This window comes from Brevibacillus brevis (assembly GCF_900637055.1).
GTDB lineage: Bacteria > Bacillota > Bacilli > Brevibacillales > Brevibacillaceae > Brevibacillus > Brevibacillus brevis.
This window is the reverse complement of record NZ_LR134338.1, coordinates 6,417,260-6,433,471: the sequence shown is the minus strand read 5'-3', so window position 1 is coordinate 6,433,471 and position 16,212 is coordinate 6,417,260. Positions and strand designations below refer to the sequence as shown.

The following is a 16,212-nucleotide window of genomic DNA, read 5'->3' as shown; positions in this document are numbered from 1 at the left end:
GAGGCAATGGAGATGGAGTTGGGAAAGAGCAGCAAAAAGTGGTTGTGGTCACTACTGGCAGCAAGTCTGGTGACAGGCAGTATGCCCGCGATGGCGCAAAGCGCGGTGAGCAAAACCTTGCTCATCACAGAAGTTGTCAATGATCCTCTTTTTGATGAAAGCACAGGCGAGTTTATCGAAATCACCAATATCTCCAACGATCCAATTGATTTGGGTGGCTACATGATCGGCGACGAGGAAAAGCGTGGAGGAAATGAAGGGATGCATGCGTTTCCGGATGGCACCATGATTGAGCCTTACCAGACGATTGTCATTTCTCGCTACGCTGACGGAATCGTGGAACGCCATGGCGTCACGCCTGATTTTGAATTGTTCGATTCCATGAAGGACGTCCCTGAGCTGTTGCCGACGGATTGGGCGACAGGCAGCATTTATTTGGCCAATGGCGGCGACCACGTCATTCTGATGGACCCTGCGTACAATGTGGTGGATTCGATGGCTTATATGGATGCGAAGGTTCCGGGAGTCACCTCTCATCCGGGAGTCGCTGGCGGACACTCGATGGAACGCCTGACGGAAAAGGATACGAATGATGCGTCCAGAGATTTTGTCGATCAGCCCAAGCCGACTCCTGGTGAGTTGTTGTTTGGACCGAATGCCCAAAAAGACAAGATTCCCGTCTCTGATCTGAAAGACGACGTGCTGATTGTCCCTGAACCTGAGACTGGAATTGTCCTTCCGCCGACGGTGATTGCCATGTACGACAAGAAGTCCGAGCTCGATGCGATTCTAGAAGCAGAAGCGTCTTCCATTTTTATTCCGGTGAAAAAATCCGGGAAGAACGGAGTCGTCACCCAGGACGGCACATCGCTGGACGAGGTACTGGAGCAGATCAAGGGCAAGGCGATCCCGGTGATTCATATCGAGGACAAGAAATTGGTAGCGGAGGTTGACCGCCTGCTCCAGAAAGAGAATCTCACTGATGTGCACATTGTGTCTTCCCGACCGGAAATCGTCCAAGCGATGCGGGAGAAAAACAATGAATACCGTGGTGCCCTCGTGCATATTGAAGGCAAGCTGAACGAAAAGAAGCAAAAGGAGCTCGTACGCTCAGCCAGGAGCAGTCGTTCCAATGTGATCGTTCTCTCGCAAACTGCGATGACGGAGGATGTCATTCGCTACTTCCGCAATCGCGGGTTGTCCGTGTGGGGAATTGATCGGGCGAACAAGAGTCAAGCGAGTGAAATGATCGAGATGGGTGTGGCGGGGGTTGTCTCACACGATCCAAAAGAGGTGCATGAGCTGCTTGCTGCATACCCAGAGAAAAGCATCACGCAATCTCCGATGGTTATGGCGCATCGAGGTATCCCTTCCTTAAAGCCGGAAAACACGATGTACGCCTTTGAAGAAGCGATGGAGCTGGGTGTGGAGATCATCGAGACAGACGTCCACAAAACAAAGGATGGCCACCTTGTCCTGATCCACGATTTTGATCTGGAGCGTACCACCAACGGGACAGGGAAGGTAAAGGATTTCACGTTGAAGGAACTGCGCGAATTGAACGCGAACAAGCTCGATCCAGCAAATCCTTCCTGGTATCAGCCTGAGATTACCGATGCTGTCATTCCTACCATGGATGTATTGCTGGAAGCGGCCAAGGGCAAAGCGGTGCTCATTCTGGAAGCAAAGGGAATTGGGTACGAAAAGGAAATGGCGAAGGCCATCAAGGAGCACGACATGGTTGAAGATGTGATTGTCAGTAGCTTCAGCTCAGAAGTATTGGAGCGTTTCGCCAAGCTCAATCCGGAATTGGGACTGGGCTTTACCTTGAGCGGGACCAAGCCAAAGGAACAGCTGGAGCAGTATGCCGAAAAGCAGGTAACAGACGCGGTTCAACTGAATGCCCAGTACTTTATCAACCATCAGATTGTCACGCCAGAGCTAATCCGATTCGCCAAGCATCGGGGAATCATTTTGACCGTGTATACCGTTAACGAGGAAGCAGATATGAAGCGGGCAACCGAGGCGGGAGTCGGGGGGATTATTACCGACTATGCACAAAAACTTTACAATACCCAAATATTACCTTAGTAAGCAATTGTTATAGTCGAGTGATACGTAAAAAACAGCGAGAGGTTCAGGGGGGAAAGTCGTGGCTGAAGTGGAATTGCGGCGCATTTCCAAGATGTATGGGGGCCAGAAGGTAGTCAATGAAGTGAGCACTCGTATTCTGCCAGGAGAATTTTTCGTGCTGGTAGGGCCTTCTGGTTGTGGGAAATCAACCACATTGCGCATGATTGCCGGGCTGGAGGAGATCAGCACGGGAGAGCTGTTGATTGGCGGCAAGCCGATGAACCAAGTCCCTCCGAGCGGGCGAAACATCTCCATGGTGTTTCAAAATTACGCACTTTATCCGCATTTGACGGTAAAAGATAATATTTTGTTTGGCTTGCAGGTTCGAAAAGTAGACAAAGCGGAGCAGGGCAAGCGGTTGGAGCGTGTAGCGGAGATGCTGGGCATCGCGCATCTTTTGCAACGCAAGCCGAAGGAATTATCCGGGGGACAACGACAGCGCGTTGCACTCGGACGGGCTATCGTCAGTCAACACCCTATCTGCCTGATGGACGAGCCTTTGTCCAATCTGGATGCCAAGCTGCGCGGGCACATGCGTACGGAAATCCGTCGTTTGCAGCAAGAGCTGGGTATCACGATGATATACGTGACGCACGATCAGGTGGAAGCGATGACGATGGCAGACCGCATGATGGTCCTGCGCGACGGAGAGGTCCAGCAAGTCGGAAAACCGCTCGACGTCTACAACCATCCAGCGAATTTGTTCGTGGCGGAGTTTACGGGGGCACCCCCGATGAATACGGTGCCTGCCATTTGGCGGGCAGGCGATCAGGCAGGGATTGAGCTGGCAGGTCAGCATGTTTTGCCGCTTCCTATGTTTCACGGTATCCCGGACCAGACCCCGGTCGTTCTCGGTCTGCGTCCGGAGTCACTGCAGCCCGCCCTTGAAGGGCAATCTGCCGAAGCTTCCTGCCAGCTCCCTGTCACCGTGCAGGGAGTAGAGATTCTCGGTTCTGAGACCATTGTGGAATTCACCGTGGGAGACAAGCTGTGGAAGGCCAAATGGAACGGGCAATGGCACTGCAAAAGAGGCGATACCATGCATGTTCGTTTTGATCCAGCTCAGGTGAACGTGTTTGATGCAGAAACCGGAAAAAATCTAGCGGTTACGACCAATTGAGAAAAGAAAAGGGAGAGGTACTGCGATGCGTAAAGTTGTCAAAAGCTTGTTTGCGGTCGTCATGAGTATGAGTCTGATCACGGGTTGCTCCAGTGGCAATTCTTCGTCCACGAACAACGCGGCTCAAGGAGCCAATTCATCAGGCAAAACAGAGCTGTCCTTCTATTATCCGGTTGCGGTTGGCGGTCCTTTGACCAAGATCGTGGACGGAATGGCAGCGGAATTTAACAAAGAAAACCCAGATATCACAGTCAAGCCAGTCTATACGGGCAGCTATCAGGATACGACGACAAAAGTACAGGCAGCTGTACAGGGCAAGACTCCTCCCGACGTAGCGGTGATGCTCTCAACTGAGCTGCATACAATGATGGACATGGATGCAATCCTTCCTTTGGATGACTTCATTGCCAAGGATGGCGGCAGCGAATACGTAAATGATTTCTTCCCGGGCTTTTTGGCGAATTCCCAAGTAGACGGCAAGACATACAGCATTCCATTCCAACGCAGCACCATCGTGCTCTATTACAACAAGGACGCGTTCAAGGAAGTCGGTCTTGATCCGGAAAAGCCGCCGACATCATGGGATGAGCTGGTTTCGTACGCTGCCAAATTGAAAAAGGACGGACGCTATGGCATCGAGATTCCTTCCTCGAGCTTCACATATTGGATGTTCCAAGCACTTGCTCTGCAAAACGGCAAGAATTTGATGTCCGAAGATGGGAAAAAAGTGTTTTTGGATACGCCAGAAAATGTAGAAGCCCTGCAATTTTGGGTAGATTTGTCCAAAAAGCATCAAGTCATGCCTGAAGGCGTCAATGAGTGGGCGACAGTACCGTCTGATTTCTTGGAAGGCAAAACGGCGATGATGTTCCACACGACAGGGAATCTGACGAACGTGAAGAAAAGCGCGAAGTTTGATTTTGGCGTAGCGTTTTTGCCAGCGAAAAAGAACTACGGCAGCCCGACAGGTGGCGGTAACTTCTACATGTTCAAAGGAACGGATGCAAAGAAACAAGAAGCAGCATGGAAGTTTATTCGCTTTATGACAGAGCCTAAGCGCGCTGCTCAGTGGAGTGTTGATACTGGTTATGTTGCGACACGCAAATCTGCTTACGAAGAAGAGACGATGAAGCAATACGTCAAGGATTTCCCGGCAGCAGCAGTGGCGCGAGACCAGCTGGAATACGGTCATGCTGAGCTGTCTACACACAATAACGGCAAAGTGACAAAGCTCTTGAACGACACGCTGCAATCCGTGATCACTGGTCAATCCCAGCCTGCAGAAGCATTGAAAAAAGCGCAGGAAGAAGCGGACAAGATGCTGGCGCCGTTCAACAAATAAATCAAGCAAGGCAATGGGGGAGCGACAATGGGGGAACTACGCGCAAAATGGAAAGTGAACATGTACGCCTGGCTCTTGCTCCTTCCCTCCCTCATCTTCCTGCTGCTGTTTACCTTCTATCCAGTTATACAAACGTTCATACTCAGTTTTCATCAAGCGGATCTGGGTTCTCCAGAGCCGTTTTTTAACGGGATAGATAATTATAAACAAATGGTGGAAGATGAAGTGTTTTGGAAGGTGCTGACCAATAATATCTGGTTTGCCATCGGAACAGTGCCTACGAGTGTGGCTCTCGCGCTGGCTATGGCTCTGTTCGCCAACAAGGCATTACGAGGGAAGAGCTTTATCCGCACGGCTTATTTTTACCCGACAGTTGTTCCGATGATTGCAGTGGCGAACATCTGGCTGTTTATTTACACACCGGAGTACGGAGCGCTTAGTCATGTGATGGAGTGGTTCGGAAAAGGCGACATGAACTGGCTCGGTGATCAGAAAAATGTGATGTGGGCGATGATCTTCATGGTCATTTGGAAGGAAGCGGGCTATTTCATGATCTTTTATTTGGCGGGATTGCAAAACATTTCACAGGAGCTATACGAATCCGCCTCCATGGAAGGGGCATCGTCGTGGACGGTTTTTCGCCGCATCACCTTTCCGCTGCTTATGCCAACGACGATGTTTGTCAGTATTATCGCCTTCACCAACTCTTTCAAGCTGGTAGATCATTTGGTGATCATGACCAAAGGCGGACCGGATAATGCCAGCAATCTCTTGCTGTACTACATATACGAGACGGCGTTTTCTTTCTGGGATCAAGGAATGGCCTCGGCATTGACGATTGTCATGGTCGTGCTGCTCTTGTTAGTCGCTGCTTTTCAGTTTTTTGGTATGGATAAAAAGATTCATTACAACTAAGGGGGGATGGCAGATGCTTCGCAAAATCACAACGGCTGGCATGTACGGCTTGGCCGTTCTCTGGCTGTTTCCTTTGCTCTGGGCGGTCTGGACTTCCTTTCGCCCGAGGGAGCTGGCGACTTCGTGGTCGTTCAGTGCAGATTTTACACTCGATAACTTTGCAAAGGTGTGGGACGCAGCGCCCTTTGACCAGTACTACATCAATACCTTTTTGATCGTGACCGGTATTTTAGTGGCACAAATCATCACGGCAACACTGGCAGCCTATGCCTTTGCGAAGCTGCAATTTTGGGGAAAGGATGTGCTGTTTGTCCTGTTCCTGGTCCAGCTCATGGTCCCGGCAGATATCTTGATTTTCCCCAACTACAACGTCCTGCGTGACTTGTCTTTGCTGGATACCAAAATCGGCATTATGCTGCCGTACTTCGCTTCTGCCTTCGGAGTCTTTCTGTTGCGACAAACCTTCAAGACAATCCCGCACGAGCTGGAGGAGGCGGCAAGGATGGAGGGCTGCTCCTGGTTCCAGATTCTGTGGCGGGTGTATGTTCCGTTAGCGAAGCCGACCTACATTGCGTTTGGGCTGGTCTCGGTCAGCTACCATTGGAACAACTTCATGTGGCCGCTGATAATTACGAATTCCGTGGAAAATCGCCCGTTAACGGTCGGTCTGGCGATTTTTGCCCAATCGTTTGAGACGGGGGCGCAGTGGGCCGAGGTAAGTGCAGCGACGGTCATGGTAATTTTTCCGTTGTTGCTGGCATTTTTGTTGTTCCAGCGGCAGTTTATCAACAGCTTCATCCACTCCGGCGTGAAATAAGAGGGAGGGTCATGAATAATGAGAGACAAAAGCTCGTTTGCCGTATCCACCTATGCGATATTCAATCAGCCTCTGCGTGATGCTATCTTTCAGCTTGTACACCATGATTGGAAGGTCATTGAGATTATGTGTGAAGAGAATCATGCCGACCTCTTGGACTGGTCCTGGGAGCAAGTGAAAGAATTGAAGCAGCTGGGAGACGAGAGAGGGATTGTCTGGTCGATTCATGCACCGATTAGCGGCTGCAATCTAGCGGCGGACGCAGGGGCAATCCGGGATCAAACAATGGACACGATGAAGCGCTGCCTGGAGATTGCCAGTTATCTCGACTGCACGCACGTCGTGATGCATCCGGGGGAAGTAGAAGATCGCCTTGCGGAGACCGAGCGTGCCAGAGGTGTGGAAAATGCGAGTCAGGCACTCCACGTGTTGACCACCGAGCTGTCCGCAGAGACTAGAACGATACTGACGGTCGAGAATGTTCCCCCTTATCCAAAAGTGCTGGGGTGGAACGTCGAGGATCTCGTGCGCATATGCCGTCATGTAAATTCCTCACGTGTGGGGATCGTGTACGACGTGGGCCATGCCCATTTGATTCGTGCGGGATATGCAATCGATGCATTGCAGGAGGTACTTCCTTATTTGTCCGCTCTTCACCTGAGTGATAACTTTGGCAAACTGGACGATCATTTGGCAGTGGGGGACGGAACGATTCCGTTTGCATCGATCCTGTCACTTTTAAAAGACAATGGATTCGCGGGTCATTGGGTTGTAGAGACAAAGCAGCTTGGCTGCGCTGAGGTAAGTGTGGAACGGCTACTGAGGGCAGGAGGCGAGTAACATGGACATGCAAACGATTTTGAAAACGAATCCGGTTATCGCGGCAACCGAACAGGATCGCTTGGGAGAGGCGATGGCATCCCGTGCTTGCGCGATCCTTTTGATGTACGGAAAGCTGACCAAGCTGATGGAGGAAGCCGAAATCATCCGTCAGTCGAGCAAGCCGATTTTTTTGCACACAGACCTCATGAATGGCTTGTCCAATGACAAAGAGGCTTTTCGTTTCTTGTCCACCTATATCCAACCAACGGGCATTGTCACTACCAAAGGACCGATGATTCGTGCGGCCAAAAAGGAAGGGATGCTGACGATCCAGCGAGTCTTTTTGATCGATTCGACCTCTCTTTCTACGACCATCAAAAACGTCTTGGAAAACCAGCCAGATGCGATTGAAATCATGCCGGGGATAGCGCCGTCTATTATTTCGTATATCAAGGAGCATTTGTCGCAGCCGATTATTTTGGGTGGGTTGATTTGGAATATGGAGCAGGTCAACGAAGCGTTGAAGGCTGGAGCAGATGCTGTTTCGTTGAGTAAGTCGGAGATGTGGAACCATATGACTGTTTAGGAGAATGGGCGGGTGTGAAAGCACCTGTCTTTTTTTTCCTAAACATATGATTGTAACAACTGTTGACATTCTATTTAAAGAGTAATCAATAGCGTGTTGTTTTTCATTGGTTCGGTTACTAAATTCACATGTTAACAGATGAATAATGGGTTCAGGGTAGACCAAGCCCACGATTATAATATTCCCATACTCATCAATACCTAGGATCAAAAGACCGTCTCCAAAATCTCTGTTAATGGTTCGCATCTCGAACATAACTGACTAACTTATATATCTATTCGGGTTACTATTAATATTTACTAAAGTATATTTGAATGTGTTGAAGGGTTTTTAGCGATGTATTCCATAGCTATTTTTTCGCTTCTTCTTCGGCTACTTCTCTTCTTACAAACACTCATTTATTGGATACCTCAAAAATTGCCGATGTACCAGTTTGCATGTCTTTGCTCACCTTTTAGGATGTGAAAGCATATCAAATACAAATTCGCGAGGTAATTTTGCATATGCTTCTTTTCCAATGTTTGATTTTCAACTCGGACATACCTATTTTTAATCCCGATTAACGGGGGGAGGAGTACAATAGGTCCATTCAGTGCTGGATACATCCGAAAGAAAAAGCTCCGTAAGGTATGACCTAAACGGAGCAATTTGGTTATTCATCGTAACTTATCAATCTTTTCCTATTAATTCATCTGCCTTATAGTCCCTTGGCTCTAATTGAATAGTTATAGATTCTGTCGGACTATGTAATCCTGCCTATTACCCAATGCCACTTCTTTAACATAATAAGATTTAGTATTATCGGTTTCATCGTGTAGAACTTTACTCTGAAGATTGCCATTCGGCTTTCCTTTAATAGCAACTATATTTCCAACCTGGGTAAAGATTGCGGTTTTAACCTCAATAGAAAACACATTCCTTCATTTCCTAAATCTAAGGTTATGTTGGTGATGATTAATTATAGAGGTTTATTCGTTACTGGACAGTTCCTACACAAGTTGAAACTTCCAATATCAAGGCAAGTTTTATTTATCACGATTAGCTAAGTGTGCTTCTATAGCTTCATCTAGACTCATTGCCTTTTCCAGATCATCGTCAACAAGTATAAGTAAAGGTCCTTCCATCAAATGCCCTTCTGAGGTTCTAACTTCAAAAGTAGCCGCCCAATATTTAGGGGAGATTTTAGATACCTCAACACTAACTAGCACCAATTTGTAGTTCTCATTCTTATCTTTATTCACATAATCCAGTGCCAACTTTTCTGCTTGTTCCCTTGATAGTTTCATTATCTAAGACCTCCATATTGCATTATATACCAGTTAGCATGAAGTTGTTCGGCTTCATTTAAAGAATTCCATCTCTTAGGACTATTGGAAAGCATGTCATAAACAAATTGCTCTGGAGCGTTGAATTGAGTTAAATCATTCATAGGTACTGGTCCATAAGTACGTGGTAGATTTGAATATGCGTCTTTTCCAATTCTCCTATAATGTAAATAATGAGACAGTTCATGCCAAACCTCATATTGTGTTGGATTACTTCTCAATACTAATTCATCAGTATTGTAGTTAAAACCTCCCCCTTTTCCAGGTGGTAGAAATTCATCTCCAACTTTTAAAGTTACCCCTCTTTTTTCAAGATAGTTTCCTAACAGCCTCAAATCTTTATCATTATAGAGTGTACCACCAAGGCGACCTGTCTCTTCTACATAATCAATTTTATCATTCGCCCTTTTTCCTTTTCTCGTCACATCGACTACATTCTTAATGTTTTTACTTCTCCCCAGCGTAAGTGCATTCAAAGCAAGGCCACCAAGTGCAATTCCATCCGCGAGATTTAATTTATCATCACGCAATGTATCCAAATCTTCTTGCATTGGCTCGATATAGCCTTCCCTTACAAACACTCCAATACCCTTTGGCAAATCCTCTGCCGCTTTCTCCAAAGCTCCTGGCAGCTCACTTGCCGCTTTTTGCATCGCAGCAGGAACGTCTCCCAGCTTCGAGATACCTTTGACGAAATGATCCCACATGCTTGGTTTTTCCTGTGGCTTCTCACAAGCTGGTCCCTGTTCAAAATTGGCATTGGGCGATCCACTATTTGCTGGCGACTGATTTCCTACCGTAACACCACCCAAATCCTGTCCGTCATCCTCAATCTTGATCTGCCCACAGTGGAAACACATATTTGTTGATTTGTTCAGCAAAGCCGGATGTTCGCCTACCATTTTATCTGGTTTGCCATCTATCCATGGCATGGTCATCACTGGCGTGCACGGCATCGGCGTGAGTACCCCGTTATTAGCTGCTGTGGCAGAGGCGACCGCGGGATTTTTCAAGCTGCTGCACTTTCCAAAGGGCATAATATTTATGTTAGGAACGAAGTCCATGATATTCATTTGCGGCTTCCCTTTTACAAAAACACCATGGCTGAATGGCATTTTTAAACGACTTAGCTGACTTCCGCTGCTGCATGATAAAATGGCACCAACAACCACATAGCTCTTTCGTTCCGCATTCGACTTCTGGACGGTGATACCTTCAATATTGGGCATAGAGTCTCCTCCTCTCTGTAAAGTTTTCGATGCAGATAAAAAATGCTCATGTTAATCGATTCGCCGAATATCCAATCTATATATAAAAAGGAAATTATACCCACTAAATGAAATATCGGGTGTAGAGCGGTCACTAACAATAGATATAAAGTTGTGAATACATAGGTATTTGGAATTGTTTCATCCAAAAACACCGGGTTCTTTACCCAAGCTGCTTATTCATCGTGCGTAGTAACCACGTCAGGCAATGATTCTTACAGATATGTGTCCATATGCCTACATGATTGGTAATCAAGCACGAGTAATTTTATAATGTAGGTAACAAAATTCTACGATGAAGAAAATAACAGCGAAGAGACACCCTTCAGCGTGAAAAGAGGGTAATATGGAACCAATTCAATTGATGGAAGCGGCAGAGCAATTTATCCGGACATGCTATCGTGAACTGGACAAGACAACGGACGAAACTGAGCAACGGCTGCAAGAAGTACGACAGCTGATTCATCAGCAGGGATACTATGAGCATACAGCCGAAGAGCTTCGTCACGGAGCAAAGATGGCCTGGCGCAACAGCAATCGATGTATTGGGCGATTCTTTTGGGAATCGTTACTTGTGATAGATGAGCGGCACGTCGAAACAGAAGAAGAGATGGCGCAGGCCATGCTCCGACACATCGACTTTGCCACCAATGACGGGAAAATTCGCCCGACCATCACTGTTTTTGCACCTGCTGTAGCAGACAGAGCTCCCATGCGCATCTGGAATGACCAACTGATTCGCTATGCGGGATATGAGACAGAGTACGGCGTACTGGGTGACCCGATTTCGCTTTCGTTGACGAAGTTATGTGAGAGCTTGGGATGGCAAGGGAAAGGCACCAACTACGACGTTTTGCCGCTTGTCGTGCAGATCGGGGATCGGACGCCACAGTTTTTTGAGATTCCACAGGAGCTGGTCTTGGAGGTGCCGATCGTGCATCCCGATTTGCCGGGCTTTGCTGATATGGAATTGCAATGGTATGGGGTTCCTATTGTTTCGAATATGCGCATGGAGATTGGCGGTATCGATTATTTGGCCGCGCCTTTTAACGGCTGGTACATGGGAACGGAGATAGGCGCGCGCAATTTCGCCGATCAAGAGCGATATAACATGCTGCCAAAGGTCGCAGAGGTCATGGGGCTCGATACGAGCAGGGAAGCGACACTGTGGAGAGACAAAGCGCTCATCGAGCTGAACGTAGCCGTCCTGCACTCCTTCAAGGAAAAAGGAGTATCGATTGTCGATCACCATACGGCGAGCCAGCAATTCAAGCGATTTGAGGAAAGAGAAGAGAAATGTGGTCGACCCGTTACTGGTGACTGGACATGGCTGGTTCCGCCGATCTCCGGAACAGCTACACACATTTTCCACAGTCTGTACGACAACTCAATCCATACGCCGAATTTCTTTTACCAGGACAAGCCGGAGCTCGGCAAAAAATAAAGGCCTTCAAATGTCGCGAATATGCTTCGCGGCATTTTTTTTGCACGCGATGTCACATACAGGGGGATATGGTGCGTTATACCAGTTGGAAGGAGGGAGAGAGTGGACACGAAACAGATAGAAGAACTCGTGAATGAGATTATTCAGGGAGCGGATGACCGCTACGCTGCCATCATGAAAAGCTACCAAACCCCCATATTTCACTACTGCTATCACATCTTGGGGAACCGATGCGAAGCGGAAGACGCCACACAGGAGGTCTTCTTCAAAGCATATCGCAACTTGAAAAAATACAGTCCAACCATTCCGTTCGCAGCTTGGCTTTATAAAATAGCCTACCACCATTGCATCGATCTCATCAGAAAAAGGAAATGGACAAAGATGTTGCCATTTTTGATGCAGGACAAAGAGTCTCAATCAGACATCGAGCGGCATATTGAAAATGTTTATTTCAGTGAGGATGTATTTCTTGCCATGCAGACACTCTCGGTAGAGGAAAGAACGCTTCTCTTGCTGCGAGGCGTGGAAGAAAAGACCTACGAGGAAATTTCCTTGATCATGAACAAAAACGCTGCGAGTCTGCGCAAAAAATTCGAGCGTACGTCAGCGAAGTTCCGATCCGCTTATTCTCCTTTAGGGAAGGGAGGGTCAGCTCACGATGAGTCCAAACAAATCGCACGAGAGTATTAAGGACCTGTTCAATGACCCGCGCATCCCGCAGGAGATTGACATTAGCCATCAAGTAATGACAAAAATCAAACGAGAGAAGGAGAGATTTTTTGTGAAATACAAGGTGAGTATTTTGGTTGCAATCGGGTTAATCGCAAGTATTTCGTCGGGGTATGCTGCTGTTCAATTCTATCAGTTGAAGAGCCCACAAGGTGAGGTGCTGTATCAAGAGAAAGATGCAAAAGAATCAGGCGCCAAAACAGTAAAAGAGCCAGATCAAGAAATGGATGCCTTTTTAAATAAACGTTGGGAAATCGAGGATAATATGGAGCCAGGAACTGCCGCAGCTGTCTACATCGTTCCTCACAATCCTCAAAAACAGATCGTGACGATGACGGCTCCATTTGATTTTAAGACTTTGGCTGATGTTCAACAGAAAGTGGGAGAGCAGATATTCTTGCCAGAAACTTTGCCAGGACACCATGCTTTTTTGGATGCCCGACTCGAGTTTGGCATCAAAAACGAATATGACAAAGCTGCCTTGTATCAGCAGGCGGAAAAAGAGAAGAAAGAATACGTCATGCAGCCGTTAGCATGGACAAATGAATTGGAGTATCTGTATACGACATATCGATCTGGAGAAAGCTATATTAATTTGAACATCACGAATTATGAGGGAGTAGAAGGAAGTACAACTTATGTAGCCAATCTGGATCAACAGAAAAAAGAGGTAGTCAAAGTAGGGCAAATCGAGGTGCTCTATACAGAGGAAGCCAAAAAAGACCGGACTGACAAGAGCATCATGTGGGTGATGGAGTATGCTGGAAAGAAGATGCAGTATGAAGTAGTCGCGACTGGGGATGTATTGACCAAAGGTAATATCAGTGAGTTTGTAAATGCCATGATGCCGAAAAAATAAAGCTACCAATGTCGCGAACATGCTTCGCGGCATTTTTTTGTGACGGATTGTAAATCGTATCTCGGAAAACGAAAAAGATGGGCAGAGCAAGCTCTTTATGCTAAAATTCACGAGAATGATTATCAATTTCAAATTTTATTGAAGGAGAGGTTCTTTTGAGAATGAGAAAATCAGGCTTAGATAAGATCATAATGGCTGCCCTTATTATGGTCATGATCAGCATGTTATCAGCCTGCGGACAGACACCAGCCAATTCAACTGCTCAACCTGCGCAGCAAAGTTCAGGTAACGAGAATAACAGCGAATATATCAGCTACGAGGCGTTTAATGGCACAGTGAGAATTCCTAAGAACCCAAAACGGGCTGTGATACTTGCGGACAGCTATGTTGGACATTTTTTGACACTGGGGATCAAGCCTATCGGTATCACGGACCATGCTATGGAAAACCCGTATTTTAAAGGGAAGCTGGATGGTATCGAAAGCGTGGGCGACGGAACATCGGTAGAAAAAGTACTGGCGATGAATCCTGATTTACTTATTGTGTTTGAAGGGGATAAGAATATCGAGCAGTTCACCAAAATAGCGCCAACGGTAGTGATTCAATACGGTAAGAAGCCAATCCGCGAAGAACTGCGGGAGTTTGGCAAAATGACAGGAAGAGAAGACAAGGCCAATGAGTGGATTGCCGAATGGGACAAGAAAATTGCTGAAGCAAAACCTAAGGTACAAGCAGCGGTAGGAGATAAAACCGTTTCGATTTTGCAGCCATACGCCAAGGGGATCTATGCGTTTGGGCACAACTTCGGAAGGGGTGGAGACATCCTTTACGGTGAATTCCAGTTGAAGGCTCCAAATGCTGTACAAAAAGAAGCGATAGATAGCAATATCGGCTATGCGGAAGTTTCGCTTGAAACATTGCCGGACTTTGCGGGAGACTACATTTTTACTAGTGCATGGTCAGATGATGTCGATCCGGAGAGTGTATACGGTACAAATGTTTGGAAGGGTCTGCCGGCAGTAAAAAATAACCAGGTTTTTCGGATTGATCAGAAAGGCTCCTTTTTTAATGACCCGATCTCCTTGGAAGCGCAACTCACGTTCATTGTAGAAAAATTAACGTAGAAGAAAAAACCCCCGAAACACATGTAGCAAGTATGCTCTGCTACGGTATTCGGGGATTTTTGCTATTTATCTAGCGGTTGTAATAGCTGCTAAGAGCTGGGAGCAGACCTAATGGATTTTTCCGCAAGTCCTTGGCACTGAAAAAAATGCTGCCCTGAACCTGAGGAACCATCGCGTTGTAATTCAACTGGTTGATAATCTCCTGGGCACTCTGCCAGCCTGCCTCAGCCGTTCCCAGCTTGTATGGCGAATGACCGATGTAGAGCTTGACGTTCGTCCCTTGTACTTCGTTTGCCCACCAGGTAACGAGCTTGTCGTATTGGGCAGGAGCGAAGGAAAAGCTCCAATAGATTTGCGGAGTCACATAATCAATCCACCCTTGTTGAATCCATGTGCGCACATCGGCAAACATGTGGTCATAAGCAGTAACGCCAGCTTTTGTATCGGAGCCGGTCGGATCGACGTTGCTATTGCGCCATACACCGAATGGACTGATCCCGAACTGAACGTGAGGCTTGACACTCTTGATGGACTGATTCAATTGTTGAACAAACTGATTGATATTATCGCGACGCCAGTCTGCTTTGGACACGATTTTTTTGCTGTTGTAAGCCTTGAAAGCTGCATCGTCTGCAAAGGCGACATTGGAAGGATAGAAATAATCATCCAGATGCACACCATCGATGTCATAGCGCTGTACGACTTCCATTACTTCATTGATAATTTGCTGACGTGCCGCAGGAACACCTGGGTTGATATACAGCTTTTTGTTGGCATTCACAATCCAGTCAGGGTGCTGCTTGATCACGTGATTCGCTGGCAATTGGTCTGTTTTTGCATCCGTAGTGGCGCGGAACGGGTTGAACCAAGCATGGAATTGCATCCCGCGTCTATGCGTTTCTTCCACCATGAATGCAAGTGGGTCGTAGCCAGGATCTTTCCCTGGAGTTCCCGTCAAAAATCTCGACCATGGAGTGAGTGTAGAAGGATACAGTGCATCTCCAGATGGACGCACTTGCACGAAAGCAGCGTTCATTCCCATGGCTTGCAGCTCATCGAGCAGCTGTATGTATTCTTGTTGTTGTTTCGCTGGGTTTCCGTAAGAACCGGAAGATGGCCAGTCCAAGTTGTAGACCGTAGATATCCACACCCCGCGCAAATCTCCGTTTGTCACGACTGGTGTGCCTGGTTCCATTCCGCCAGTTTCACTCAATACATCCTGTGGTGGCGGAGTCATAGTAGCGACGTTGCCGCTTTGCAGACGAATGGTTCTTGTTTTGTCTTCCCAGTTTACCGTAAGGCCCAATTGTTCGGAGACAAAACGCAGCGGAACCATGGTTCTTCCTTGTTTGTTCTGAACAGAAGCATCGAGTGGGACGCTGTTGTTGTTAACAAGAGCGTTCTTTTGATTAACCGTCATGGACAGCAAGGTATCTTGCTTGCTGATCGTTGCGGTTTGAGACTTTGGCTCCCAATTTACTTCGGCTCCCAGATTTTCACCGATCACTCGCATAGGGACCATCGTTACGTTTGCTTTTGGAATAATGTACGGAGCGACGTCACTTTTGATTTGTTGCCCGTCCAAATAGATGCTGATGCCAGAGGATGTCTGCGCGGCCTGCACGGATATCCCCATCGTTGGAATACATAGTACGAACATTAGCAAAAGCATAAACCACTTGCGTACCTTCATTTTTGCCAATCCTCCGACAAGTTTAGATTTGCTGT

At 47.2% G+C, this 16,212-nt stretch carries 14 protein-coding genes and 1 pseudogene; 11 read left to right on the top strand and 4 right to left on the bottom strand.

Going from position 1 to position 16,212, the window contains the following annotated elements:
• The first annotated feature begins 12 nt into the window (after positions 1–12).
• The 7 genes from EL268_RS31105 to EL268_RS31075 all read left to right on the top strand — a co-directional run bounded on the left by EL268_RS31105 (position 13) and on the right by EL268_RS31075 (position 7,735).
• Positions 13–2,091, top strand: coding sequence for a glycerophosphodiester phosphodiesterase family protein (locus tag EL268_RS31105; protein WP_106657222.1), 2,079 nt, complete (start codon positions 13–15; stop codon positions 2,089–2,091).
• A gap of 61 nt (positions 2,092–2,152) precedes the next feature.
• A complete protein-coding gene (locus EL268_RS31100; protein ID WP_106657221.1) occupies positions 2,153–3,253 on the top strand; it encodes an ABC transporter ATP-binding protein in 1,101 nt (366 codons plus the stop codon).
• 25 nt (positions 3,254–3,278) lie between these two features.
• Positions 3,279–4,595, top strand: a complete 1,317-nt coding sequence (locus tag EL268_RS31095; RefSeq protein ID WP_106657220.1) for an ABC transporter substrate-binding protein — start codon at positions 3,279–3,281, stop codon at positions 4,593–4,595.
• 27 nt (positions 4,596–4,622) lie between these two features.
• Entirely contained in the window at positions 4,623–5,510 is an 888-nt protein-coding gene (locus EL268_RS31090; RefSeq protein WP_007717821.1) for a carbohydrate ABC transporter permease, read from the top strand.
• 13 nt (positions 5,511–5,523) lie between these two features.
• On the top strand, positions 5,524–6,327 hold the full coding sequence (locus tag EL268_RS31085; protein ID WP_106657219.1) for a carbohydrate ABC transporter permease: 804 nt from the start codon (positions 5,524–5,526) through the stop codon (positions 6,325–6,327).
• 18 nt (positions 6,328–6,345) lie between these two features.
• Positions 6,346–7,167: a sugar phosphate isomerase/epimerase family protein gene (locus tag EL268_RS31080; RefSeq protein WP_106657218.1), complete on the top strand. Its 822-nt coding sequence runs from the start codon at positions 6,346–6,348 to the stop codon at positions 7,165–7,167.
• A 1-nt stretch (position 7,168) separates the two neighbouring features.
• On the top strand, positions 7,169–7,735 hold the full coding sequence (locus EL268_RS31075; protein WP_106657217.1) for a glycerol-3-phosphate responsive antiterminator: 567 nt from the start codon (positions 7,169–7,171) through the stop codon (positions 7,733–7,735).
• A gap of 1,025 nt (positions 7,736–8,760) precedes the next feature.
• Here the strand turns inward: EL268_RS31075 and EL268_RS31070 are convergent.
• The 3 genes and pseudogenes from EL268_RS31070 to EL268_RS31060 form a co-directional block, all read right to left on the bottom strand.
• Positions 8,761–9,021 carry a hypothetical protein gene (locus EL268_RS31070; protein ID WP_106657214.1) on the bottom strand — a complete coding sequence of 87 codons (261 nt, stop codon included), beginning with the start codon at positions 9,019–9,021 and terminating at the stop codon, positions 8,761–8,763.
• Positions 9,021–9,611 (bottom strand): zincin-like metallopeptidase toxin domain-containing protein, encoded by a 591-nt coding sequence (locus tag EL268_RS31065; protein ID WP_232030613.1) that lies wholly within the window; start codon positions 9,609–9,611, stop codon positions 9,021–9,023. Before EL268_RS31065 ends, EL268_RS31070 begins: the two co-directional genes overlap by 1 nt.
• A 258-nt stretch (positions 9,612–9,869) precedes the next feature.
• Positions 9,870–10,289: pseudogene (locus EL268_RS31060) on the bottom strand (DUF4280 domain-containing protein); the annotation flags it as partial.
• Positions 10,290–10,674: 385 nt separating this feature from the next.
• Between EL268_RS31060 and EL268_RS31055 the strand changes: the two are divergent.
• The 4 genes from EL268_RS31055 to EL268_RS31040 all read left to right on the top strand — a co-directional run bounded on the left by EL268_RS31055 (position 10,675) and on the right by EL268_RS31040 (position 14,484).
• On the top strand, positions 10,675–11,772 hold the full coding sequence (locus EL268_RS31055) for a nitric oxide synthase oxygenase (protein ID WP_106657213.1): 1,098 nt from the start codon (positions 10,675–10,677) through the stop codon (positions 11,770–11,772).
• A gap of 102 nt (positions 11,773–11,874) precedes the next feature.
• Entirely contained in the window at positions 11,875–12,462 is a 588-nt protein-coding gene (locus EL268_RS31050; protein ID WP_106657212.1) for an RNA polymerase sigma factor, read from the top strand.
• Positions 12,431–13,360 (top strand): hypothetical protein, encoded by a 930-nt coding sequence (locus tag EL268_RS31045; protein WP_164724547.1) that lies wholly within the window; start codon positions 12,431–12,433, stop codon positions 13,358–13,360. Before EL268_RS31050 ends, EL268_RS31045 begins: the two co-directional genes overlap by 32 nt.
• Before the next feature lie 161 nt (positions 13,361–13,521).
• Positions 13,522–14,484, top strand: coding sequence for an iron-hydroxamate ABC transporter substrate-binding protein (locus EL268_RS31040; RefSeq protein WP_106657211.1), 963 nt, complete (start codon positions 13,522–13,524; stop codon positions 14,482–14,484).
• Positions 14,485–14,554: 70 nt separating this feature from the next.
• Here the strand turns inward: EL268_RS31040 and EL268_RS31035 are convergent, their stop codons facing one another.
• Positions 14,555–16,177, bottom strand: coding sequence for a family 10 glycosylhydrolase (locus EL268_RS31035; protein WP_106657210.1), 1,623 nt, complete (start codon positions 16,175–16,177; stop codon positions 14,555–14,557).
• Positions 16,178–16,212 lie beyond the last annotated feature (35 nt).